General features: G+C 36.2%; 1 tRNA gene. It reads right to left on the reverse strand.

Annotated features, from left to right (window positions below):
* Window positions 1-231: 231 nt before the first annotated feature.
* Window positions 232-308, reverse strand: a tRNA-Ile gene (locus CD122_RS11550).
* Between the last annotated feature and the right edge of the window lie 112 nt (window positions 309-420).

Genomic DNA, 420 nt, shown 5'->3' on the forward strand with positions numbered 1-420 from the left:
AGCGATAATTTTAGTTTCAAGCTTTCGCTATTCACTCGGTTTTTGCTTGGTAAAATCATTTATACTTACTTATCTAGTTTTCAATGTACAATTTGATTAAATTGACAAGCCTTCGCATTCGTCTTCATTTCTTTCTTCACTTGCTCAGTTACGACTAGTAATCTTCGCTGCGTTCATCAAGAAATTCATAGACTGACAAATGCTTTCAATTTAATTTATATATTAATTAAATGGTGGGCCTAAGTGGACTCGAACCACCGACCTCACGCTTATCAGGCGTGCGCTCTAACCAGCTGAGCTATAGGCCCATTTAATTTTGAATCCTCAATATGAGCATTCAAAACTGAATACAATATGTCACGTTAATCCGCTTATCACCTAAAGGTGATATTCCGTTATTATCCTTAGAAAGGAGGTGAT

This window comes from Staphylococcus rostri, assembly GCF_002902145.1.
In the GTDB taxonomy this organism is placed as follows: domain Bacteria; phylum Bacillota; class Bacilli; order Staphylococcales; family Staphylococcaceae; genus Staphylococcus; species Staphylococcus rostri.